This window comes from Streptomyces sp. NPDC004667 (assembly GCF_040609475.1).
GTDB lineage: Bacteria > Actinomycetota > Actinomycetes > Streptomycetales > Streptomycetaceae > Streptomyces.
On sequence record NZ_JBEXKC010000147.1, the window covers coordinates 1 to 9,358 of the forward strand.

The 9,358-nt window shown below is 71.9% G+C and carries 10 protein-coding genes; all 10 read left to right on the forward strand.

Going from position 1 to position 9,358, the window contains the following annotated elements; genetic code table 11:
• Positions 1-84: 84 nt before the first annotated feature.
• Complete coding sequence (locus ABZW32_RS37430; protein ID WP_356225024.1) at positions 85-1,311, forward strand: aminotransferase class I/II-fold pyridoxal phosphate-dependent enzyme; 1,227 nt, start codon at positions 85-87, stop codon at positions 1,309-1,311.
• 63 nt (positions 1,312-1,374) lie between these two features.
• Entirely contained in the window at positions 1,375-1,890 is a 516-nt protein-coding gene (locus ABZW32_RS37435) for a MaoC family dehydratase (protein WP_356225042.1), read from the forward strand.
• 39 nt (positions 1,891-1,929) lie between these two features.
• A complete protein-coding gene (locus ABZW32_RS37440; RefSeq protein WP_356225026.1) occupies positions 1,930-2,769 on the forward strand; it encodes an SAM-dependent methyltransferase in 840 nt (279 codons plus the stop codon).
• The gene (locus ABZW32_RS37445; RefSeq protein WP_356225028.1) at positions 2,766-3,812 is read left to right on the forward strand and encodes a class I SAM-dependent methyltransferase; all 1,047 of its coding nucleotides are present in this window, start codon (positions 2,766-2,768) and stop codon (positions 3,810-3,812) included. Before ABZW32_RS37440 ends, ABZW32_RS37445 begins: the two co-directional genes overlap by 4 nt.
• A 53-nt stretch (positions 3,813-3,865) precedes the next feature.
• A complete protein-coding gene (locus ABZW32_RS37450; protein ID WP_356225030.1) occupies positions 3,866-4,759 on the forward strand; it encodes a diiron oxygenase in 894 nt (297 codons plus the stop codon).
• Positions 4,760-4,793: 34 nt separating this feature from the next.
• Positions 4,794-5,672 (forward strand): hypothetical protein, encoded by an 879-nt coding sequence (locus ABZW32_RS37455; protein WP_356225032.1) that lies wholly within the window; start codon positions 4,794-4,796, stop codon positions 5,670-5,672.
• Position 5,673: 1 nt separating this feature from the next.
• On the forward strand, positions 5,674-6,471 hold the full coding sequence (locus ABZW32_RS37460; protein WP_356225034.1) for a 4'-phosphopantetheinyl transferase superfamily protein: 798 nt from the start codon (positions 5,674-5,676) through the stop codon (positions 6,469-6,471).
• Positions 6,468-7,694: a methionine adenosyltransferase gene (gene metK / locus ABZW32_RS37465; RefSeq protein ID WP_356225036.1), complete on the forward strand. Its 1,227-nt coding sequence runs from the start codon at positions 6,468-6,470 to the stop codon at positions 7,692-7,694. The genes ABZW32_RS37460 and metK overlap by 4 nt, the downstream gene beginning before the upstream one ends.
• A 1-nt stretch (position 7,695) precedes the next feature.
• Positions 7,696-8,679, forward strand: a complete 984-nt coding sequence (locus ABZW32_RS37470; protein WP_356225038.1) for a carbohydrate kinase family protein — start codon at positions 7,696-7,698, stop codon at positions 8,677-8,679.
• The coding region (locus tag ABZW32_RS37475) for a homocysteine S-methyltransferase family protein (RefSeq protein ID WP_356225040.1) at positions 8,676-9,358 on the forward strand (683 nt) is incomplete at its 3' end. The genes ABZW32_RS37470 and ABZW32_RS37475, both read left to right, overlap by 4 nt.

The following is a 9,358-nucleotide window of genomic DNA, read 5'->3' on the forward strand; positions in this document are numbered from 1 at the left end:
CGCCCGACGTCCTTCCCGGACGTCGGGCGACCCCTTTTCCGTACCCGGACCCGCAGGACGAACGACAACGACAGGGAGACCCCGATGAAGGACATCCGCGACAGCCGCGATCTCCACGACAGCCGCGGCATCCGCACCCGGGCCGTGCACGTGGTGCACGAGCCGCCCGCCACCACGAGCCGCCCGCTGTCCGTGCCGCTCGTGCAGTCCTCCGCCTTCGCCTTCGACTCCGCCGACGAACTGGCGGGGGCCATGGCCGGCCCCGACGGCCCGTACGTCTACGGCCGTCGCGGCAATCCGACCGTACGCGCCCTGGAGCGGACCCTCGCCGACCTGGAGGGCGGGGCCTCCGCCATCGCCTTCGCCTCCGGCATGGGCGCCATCAGCGGCGTACTGCTCGCCCTGCTGCGCCCCGGCGACCGGGTGATCGCGCAGCGGTGCCTCTACGGGGGGACGTACGCGGCGCTGACCGACCTCGCCGAGCGCCACGGGATCGAGGTCACCCACATCGGCGGCGACGACGTGGCGGAGTTCGAGGCGCTCGCCGGGCCGCGGACCCGGCTGCTCCTCCTGGAGACCATCGCCAACCCCACCGGCCAGGTGCCGGACCTGCCCGGACTGCTGGCGGCGGCCCGGCGCCGCGGCGTGATCGGCGCCGTGGACAACTCGCTGGCCTCGCCGGTCCTGTGCCGCCCCGTCGAGCTCGGCGCCGACATCGTCCTGCACTCCACCACCAAGTACCTCGCCGGGCACTCCGACGTACTCGGCGGCGCGGCTGTCTTCGCCGACGACGCCCTGCGCCGCGAGGTGTGGCCGCGCACGGTCGAACTCGGCGCGTGCGCCGACCCGTTCGCCGCCTGGCTGACGCTGCGCGGGATCGCCACGCTGCCCCTGCGGATGCGCGAGCACTGTGCCAACGCCGGCCTGCTCGCCGAGCGGCTGGTCCGCCATCCGGCCGTGACGGCCGTCCACTGGCCGTGGCTGGGAACGCATCCCTCCCGCGCCCTCGCCCGCACGGTGCTCTCCGGTGGCGGCGGGCTGCTCTCCTTCGAACTGGACGGCGGCCGGGAGGCGGGCCGGGCCTTCGTCGAGGGCGTCCGGGTGGCGCGGCTCGCGCTGTCCCTGGGCGGGGTGGAGACCCTGGTGACGCATCCGGCCTCGACCTCCCACCGGGAGCTGGACGAGGGGGCGTTGGCGCGGGCCGGCATCGGTGCGGGGCTCGTGCGGATGTCGGTGGGCATCGAGGACCCCGAGGACCTGTGGCGGGACATAGAACAGGCACTGCGGTCTTCTTTTGGGTTGACAAAATAATCGACAGATTCGTAGATTGGTTCACGCCAGAGAAACACTCCTCTACGTCAAGGGGGGCGCGTGATGCGCTACTTCGAGGACTTCCGGACCGGTGACGTGCACGAGCTGGGCACCATCACCGTCACGGCGGAGGAGGTGCTGGACTTCGGCAGGCGCTTCGACCCGCAGCCCTTCCACACGGACCCGGACCTCGCCGCACAGTCACCGTTCGGCGGCCTGATCGCCAGCGGCTGGCACAGCGCCTCGATGTTCATGCGGCGCTACGTCGACGGCCTGCTCGCCTACAGCGCCTGTACCGGCTCCCCGGGCGTCGACGAGATCCGCTACCTGCGGCCGGTGCGCCCCGGGGACGTCCTCACGGCGCGCGTCGAGGTCCTCGGCTCCCGCCCCTCGCCGTTCAACCCGTCCACGGGCGTCGTCCAGCCCAAGTGCACGCTGGTGGACGGCGACGGGAACGTCGTCTTCAGCATGGTCCTGCACAGCATCTTCAAGCGGCGGCCCGCCGAGTCCGACGCCGCGCACCCCGCGTCGACCTGCGCCGCCCAGGACCCCGTCGTCCGCGTCCGCAGCCTGGCCTGAACCACCCCCCCCGTCCACCGAAGTGAAGGGAGACCTCCCGTGGAGGCCGTATCCCGCACCGCCCAGTGGACCGCCGCAGCGCGGGCCCTGGAGACCGACCGCGAGGACCGGCTGTTCGCCGATCCGTACGCGCGCACCGTCGCCGACACCATCGGCTTCGAACTGCTGGAGCGCTACGCGGGCGCCGGAACCGTACCGTTCCTCGCCATCCGCACCACCTACCTCGACCGGGCGGTCGTCCGCGCCGTCGAGGACCACGGCATCCGCCAGGTCGTGTTCCTCGCCGCCGGCATGGACACCCGCTTCTACCGGCTCCCCTGGCCCGACGGCGTCACCGTCTACGAACTGGACCGCCCCGCCCTCCTGGAGGCCAAGGCGGACATGCTCGCCGGTGAACCGGCCCCGGCCGGACGCACCCGCGTCACCGTCCCCGTCGACCTCACCGAGGACTGGACGGGCCCGCTCCAGGACGCCGGCTGGCGCCGCGACGAGCCGGTCCTGTGGGTCGTCGAGGGCCTCCTGTTCTTCCTTCCCGAGCAGGCCGTGCGCCACCTGATCACGACCCTCGCCGGACACTCCGCGCCCGGATCCGTCCTGCTCGGCGACGTCATCAGCAGGTCCGCCCTGGAGAACCCGCTGTCCCGGCCCTTCCTGAACTGCCTCAAGGAGGACGGGAACCCGTGGCTGTTCGGCACGGAGACCCCCGAGGAGCTCCTCGCCGAATGCGGCTGGGACGTACGGGAGGTCCGCCAGCCGGGGGAGGCGGGCGCAGACTTCGGCCGCTGGCCCTACCCCGTCCCCGCGCGCGCCGTCCCGCGCGTGCCCCGTTCCTTCCTGTTCACCTGTGACCTCCCGACCGCAGAGGTGAGAGCGGCATGACCGCGACCCACGACTTCCACCAGCGCGTCATCGCCGACGCCGGCGCCGCCGTCCGCGGCCTCACCGTCGCCCTCGGCGAACGCCTCGGCCTCTACCGGGCCCTCGCCGAGACCGGCCCGCTCACCCCGGCCGCCCTCGCCGCGCGCGCCGGGATCCACCCCCGCTACGCCGAGGAGTGGCTGCACGCCCAGCTGAGCGCCGGGTACGTCGAGCGCGACCCGGAGACGGACGCGTACGCTCTGCCCGCCGACCACGCCCCCGTGCTCGCCGACCCGAACGCCGTCACCTACGCCGCCGGGTTCTTCACCGCCCTCAAGGCGCTCTACGGCACCGAGGACCTGCTCGTCGACGCCTACCGCAGCGGCGAAGGCGTCGGCTGGGCCGAGCACGACCCGGCCCTGGACACCGGCATGGGCAGCTTCTTCCAGCCCACCTACGAGCACCGGCTCGTCCCCGACTGGCTGCCCGCCCTCACCGGGGTCACCGACCGGCTCGCCGCCGGCGGCACCGTCGCCGACGTGGGCTGCGGCGTCGGCCACACCACCCTGCTGATCGCCAAGGCCTTCCCGCAGGCGACCGTCCACGGCTTCGACTACTCCGAAGAGGCCATCTCCCTCGCCCGCCGGCTCGCCGAGGAGGCCGGGCTCGGCGACCGCGTCGTCTTCGACGTCGCCGCCGCCGACGACTACCCCGGCTCCGGCTACGACCTGGTCACCTTCTTCAACGCCCTGCACGACATGGGCGACCCGGTCGCCGCCGCCCGCCACGTCCACAAGTCCCTGGACGCGGACGGCACCTGGATGCTCGTCGAGTCGAACGTGTCACCCGCCGACATCGACACCCAGACCCCGGCCGCCCGCATGTTCATGGCGCTGTCCGCGGTGATGTGCCTGCCCGTGGCCGTCGCCCAGCGGGGCCCCCACGCCCTCGGCAACCACTCCGGCGAGCAGGCCTTCCGCGGCATCGCCGAAGAGGCCGGGTTCACCCGCTGGCGCCGGGCGACGGAGACCCCCGTCAACGCGGTCTACGAGGTCCGGCCGTAAGGGACCGCGCCCCCGCGCGCCCGCCGCCCCACCACACACCGAGGAGAGTCACCATGGGCGTCAGCGCCCCCCTGCCGGTCACCGACCGGTTCCTGGAGGTCCTGGAGCGGCTGAGCTCCCGCTCCATCGAGGAGTACTACAACCCCTACCAGCAGTTCCAGTGGCCCGAGAAGCTCGAAGAGGGCCGGATGTGGATGACCCCCGAGCTGCTCACCGTCTACGGAACCCCGTTCTACGACGAGCTCGGCGAGGAGGCGATCCAGCGCCTCTCCAAGTGGGAGAGCATCAACTTCTACAGCCTCAACGTGCACGGCATCCGCGAACTGCTCATCGAGGTGGTCGGCCGGATCCACATGCCCGGCTTCGAGGTGCCCTCCGACTTCTTCCACCACTTCATCGGTGAGGAGAACGAGCACATGTGGTTCTTCGCCGAGTTCTGCCGCCGCTACGGCGACAAGATCTACGGCTCCACGGCCCTGCGCGCCGACTCCGCCTGGGAACCGGAGGTGGAGAACTTCCTCGTCTTCGCCCGCATCCTGTTCTTCGAGGAACTCGTCGACCACTACAACACCCGGATGGCGCGCGACGAATCGCTGTGCCACACCATCCGCGAGGTCAACCGCATCCACCACCAGGACGAGTCCCGGCACATCGCCTTCGGCCGCGAACTGGTGTCCCTGCTCTTCGCCCGGATGCGCGAGGCCGTCCCCGCCGCCCGCCTCGCCGAGGTCGAGGCCTACCTCAAGCGGTACGTGGTCTACAGCGTCAACTCCCTCTACAACCCGCACGTCTACCGCGACGCCGGCATCGCCGACCCGATCGCCCTGCGCAACGCGCTGGTCGCCGACGAACGCCGCCGCCCCTTCGAGCGCAAGACCATCCGCAAGCCCCTCGGCTTCTTCCTGAAGACCGGGATCTTCACGGACGACACCCTGCCCGTCGTCTGAGAGGGCCGACCGCCGTCCGAGAGGTGACCCCCCCATGACCATCACGACCACCGCGAGTCCCGCGAGTCCCACGGGTCCCGGAGACACGAAGGGCCTGCCGTCCCTCGGCCCCGAAGGAACCGCCCTGCTGAGGCTGCTCGACGACACCTTCGAGCACTGGGGCGTGCGCGCGGGCGCCCGTCCGATGACCATGCCCCCGCTGCTGCCCGCCGCCGACCTGGCCCGGCTCGACTACTACGACAACTTTCCCCACCAGGCCGTCGTCGCCGCCCCGCTGAACCTGGACGTCCGCGGGAGCAGCGAGTTCTGTACCGACACCGGCTGCTTCCCCTGCGACGCGCTGGAGCCCGCCGCCCTCGGACTCCCCTCCGCGTCCTGTTACGCCGTCTACATCGACCACCAGGGCCGCCCGGCCGACGACGACGAACTCGTCACCGTGGTCGGCTGGTGCTTCCGCAAGGAGGAGCGCTACGAAGGCCTGCGCCGCCAGCTCGGCTTCCGGATGCGGGAGATCGTCGCCATCGGCACCCGGGAACACGCCGAGGCGCACCTGGCCTCCTTCACCGCGCGGATCAACTCCTTCGCCGAGGCCCTCGACCTGCCGCTGCGCCGCGAGGCCGCCTGCGACCCGTTCTTCGACAAGGGCAGCTCCAAGGCCGTCCTGCAGCGCCTGACCCCGGTCAAGCACGAGTTCCTGTACGAGGACCTCGCGATCGCCTCCGTCAACACCCACCGCAACTTCTTCGGCGACCGGTGCGACATCCCCCTCGCCTCCGGCGCGGGCCCGGCGTTCACCAGCTGCGTCGCCTTCGGCCTGGAGCGCTGGCTGTCCGCGCTCACCCGACGCCACGGCAGCTGGGGCGCGGCGACCGCCGCGGTCCTGAAGGCGAACGCGGCCGGGCCGGCGATCTGACGTGCGGACCCGACCCGTCGCCCCGACGGCGGGCGGCCCGGGCTGGGCGAACCTCGGCATGGACATCGTGTCCGTCACCCGTGTCCGCCGGCTCCTCACCCTCTACGGCGAGGACTTCTTCCGGCGCATGCTCACCCCCGGCGAACTCGCCGACTGCCGCACCTCCGCCAGGCTCGACGTCCTGGGCCTGTGCGGGCGGATCGCCGCCAAGGAGGCGGCGTTCAAGACCCTGCGCGTCCGGGCCGTGTTCCTGCCCTGGCTGGACATCGTCGTGCGCCGCTCCGAGGGCGGCTGGCCGCTCGTGGAACTCCGCGGCCCGGCGGCGGCGATGGCCGCCGAGTCCGGCATCGCCGAGGTCACCGTGACCATCAGCCACGACGTGGACTACGCGGTCGCGGTCGCCACCCCGGTGCTGGAGCCCGGCCCACCGGAAACACCCGCACACCCCGTTCCTTCCGCACAGCCCGCACAGCCCGCACAGCCCGCACAGCCCGCTCGGCCCGGTCCGGCCGGCACCCCCACCGCACCCCGCACCCCAAGGAGAGACACCATGTCCGACGGTCTGCAGTTCATGAAGAACTGGCTCCTCGCCCGCCACGAGGAGCTCGACGACATCGCTCCCGACCTGGACCTCATCGAGAACCGGCTCATCGACTCGCTGTCCTTCGTCGAGTTCGTCTTCCTGCTGGAACAGCACAGCGGACGGTCCATCCAGATGGAGACCCTGGAGGTCGACGAGATCCGCACCTTCGCCGCCATCGAGACGCACTTCTTCACCGCCGAGGCGGTGCAGGCATGAGCAAGCGGCTGTTCACCTCCGAGTCCGTCACCGAAGGACATCCCGACAAGATCGCCGACCGGATCAGCGACACCGTCCTCGACGCCCTGCTGCGCGAGGACCCGGCCTCCCGCGTGGCCGTCGAGACGCTCATCACCACCGGCCAGGTCCACATCGCCGGCGAGGTGACGACGACGGCCTACGCGCCGATCGCCGAACTCGTCCGCGGAGCCATCCTCGACATCGGCTACGACTCCTCCAAGAAGGGCTTCGACGGCGCCTCCTGCGGTGTGTCGGTGTCCATCGGCGGGCAGTCGTCCGACATCGCGCAGGGCGTGGACACGGCGTACGAGAGCCGGATCGAGGGTGGCGACGCCGCAGGTGAGGCGGGTGACGAGCTCGACCGGCAGGGCGCCGGCGACCAGGGCCTGATGTTCGGCTACGCCTGCGACGAGACGCCCGAGCTGATGCCGCTGCCCATCCACCTCGCGCACCGCCTCTCGCGCCGCCTGACCCAGGTCCGCAAGGAGGGCACCGTCCCCTACCTGCGGCCCGACGGCAAGACGCAGGTCACCATCGAGTACGACGGCGACCAGCCCGTCCGCCTCGACACCGTCGTCGTCTCCTCGCAGCACGCCGCCGACATCGACCTGGACTCGCTGCTCGCCCCGGACATCCGCGAGTTCGTCGTGGAGCCGGTGCTGGCCCAGCTCGTCGAGGACGGCATCAAGCTGGACACCGAGGGCTACCGGCTGCTGGTGAACCCGACCGGCCGCTTCGAGATCGGCGGCCCGATGGGCGACGCCGGCCTCACCGGCCGCAAGATCATCATCGATACGTACGGGGGCTACGCCCGCCACGGCGGCGGCGCCTTCTCGGGCAAGGACCCGTCGAAGGTCGACCGCTCCGCCGCGTACGCGATGCGCTGGGTCGCCAAGAACGTGGTCGCCGCCGGTCTGGCCGCCCGCTGCGAGGTCCAGGTCGCCTACGCCATCGGCAAGGCCGAGCCCGTCGGCCTCTTCGTCGAGACCTTCGGCACCGCCACCCTGCCCGACGGGCGCATCCAGGACGCCATCGGCGAGGTCTTCGACCTCCGCCCCGCCGCGATCATCCGCGACCTGGACCTGCTGCGCCCGATCTACGCCCAGACCGCCGCCTACGGCCACTTCGGCCGCGAGCTGCCGGACTTCACCTGGGAGCGCACCGACCGCGTCCACGCGCTGCGCAAGGCCGCCGGGGTCTGACATGCGCATCGCTGTCACGGGATCCATCGCGACCGACCACCTGTTGACCTTCCCCGGCCGGTTCGCCGAACAGCTGCTGGCGGACCGGCTGGACCGGGTCTCACTGTCGTTCCTCGCCGACGGACTGGAAGTGCGGCGGGGCGGAGTGGCGGCGAACATCGCGTTCGGCCTGGGCGTGCTGGGACTGCACCCCCTGCTGGTGGGCGCCGTGGGCGCGGACTTCGAACCGTACCGGGTGTGGCTGAAGGACCACGGCGTGGACACCGGCTCCGTCCGCGTGAGCGACACCCGCCACACCGCCCGGTTCGTCTGCACCACGGACGCCGACCAGAACCAGATCGCCACCTTCTACGCGGGCGCCATGGCCGAGGCCCGTGAGATCGACCTCCGGGAGGTCCTCGCCCGCGGCGGCCGCCCCGACCTGGTGCTGATCTCACCGGACGACCCCGAGGCCATGCTCCGCCACACCCACACCTGCCGTGCCCTGGACGTCCCCTTCGCCTCCGACCCCTCGCAGCAGCTGGCCCGGCTGACCCGGGACGAGGTGCGGGACCTCATCGACGGCGCGCACCGGCTGTTCACCAACGAGTACGAGTCCGCCCTGCTGTGCGAGCGCTCCGGCCTCACCGAGGACGAGGTCCTGAGCCGGGTCGGCTCCTGGATCACCACCCACGGCGAAGCCGGCGTACGGATCCGCGCCGAGGACCGCGAGCCGCTGACCGTGCCCGCCGTGCCGGTACCGGAGGTCGTCGACCCCACCGGCGTCGGCGACGCGTTCCGGGCCGGCTTCCTCGCCGGTACGGCGTGGGGCGTCCCCGAGCGGTACGCGGCCCAGCTGGGCTGCGCCGTCGCCGCGACCGTCCTCGGCCACACCGGCACCCAGGAGTACCACCTGTCCCGGGAACCCCTGCTCGCCGCACTGCGGTCCGCGTACGGCCCGGCGAGCGCGACGGAACTGGCCGCGCACCTGAGGAGGCTGCGATGAGACGTTCACTGCGCGCGGAGCTCGCCACCCGCGTGGTCGTCGCGGACGGCGCCATGGGCACGATGCTCCAGGCCGCCGACCCGACGCTGGACGACTTCCTCGGGCTGGAGGGCTGCAACGAGATCCTCAACCTCACGCGCCCCGACATCGTCCGGTCCGTGCACGACGAGTACTTCGCGGTGGGCGTGGACTGCGTCGAGACCAACACCTTCGGCACGAACCTGGCGGCCCTCGCCGAATACGGCGTCGAGGAGCAGGTCTACGAGCTCTCCGAGGCCGGCGCCCGGATCGCCCGCGAGTCGGCGGACGCCTTCACCGCGCGGGACGGCCGGCCCCGCTGGGTGCTGGGTTCCATGGGCCCCGGCACCAAGCTGCCCACCCTCGGCCACGTGGGGTACGAGCCCCTGCGCGAGGCCTACCAGCAGAACGCGGAGGGCCTGATCCGCGGTGGCGCGGACGCCCTCCTGGTGGAGACCACCCAGGACCTGCTCCAGACCAAGGCGGCCGTCATCGGCGCCCGCCGCGCGATGGACTGGTGCGGCGCGGGGGACCTGCCCCTGATCGTGCAGGTGACGGTGGAAGCGACCGGCACGATGCTGCTGGGTTCGGAGATCGGGGCCGCGCTGACGGCGCTGGAGCCGCTGGGCATCGACATGATCGGTCTGAACTGCGCGACGGG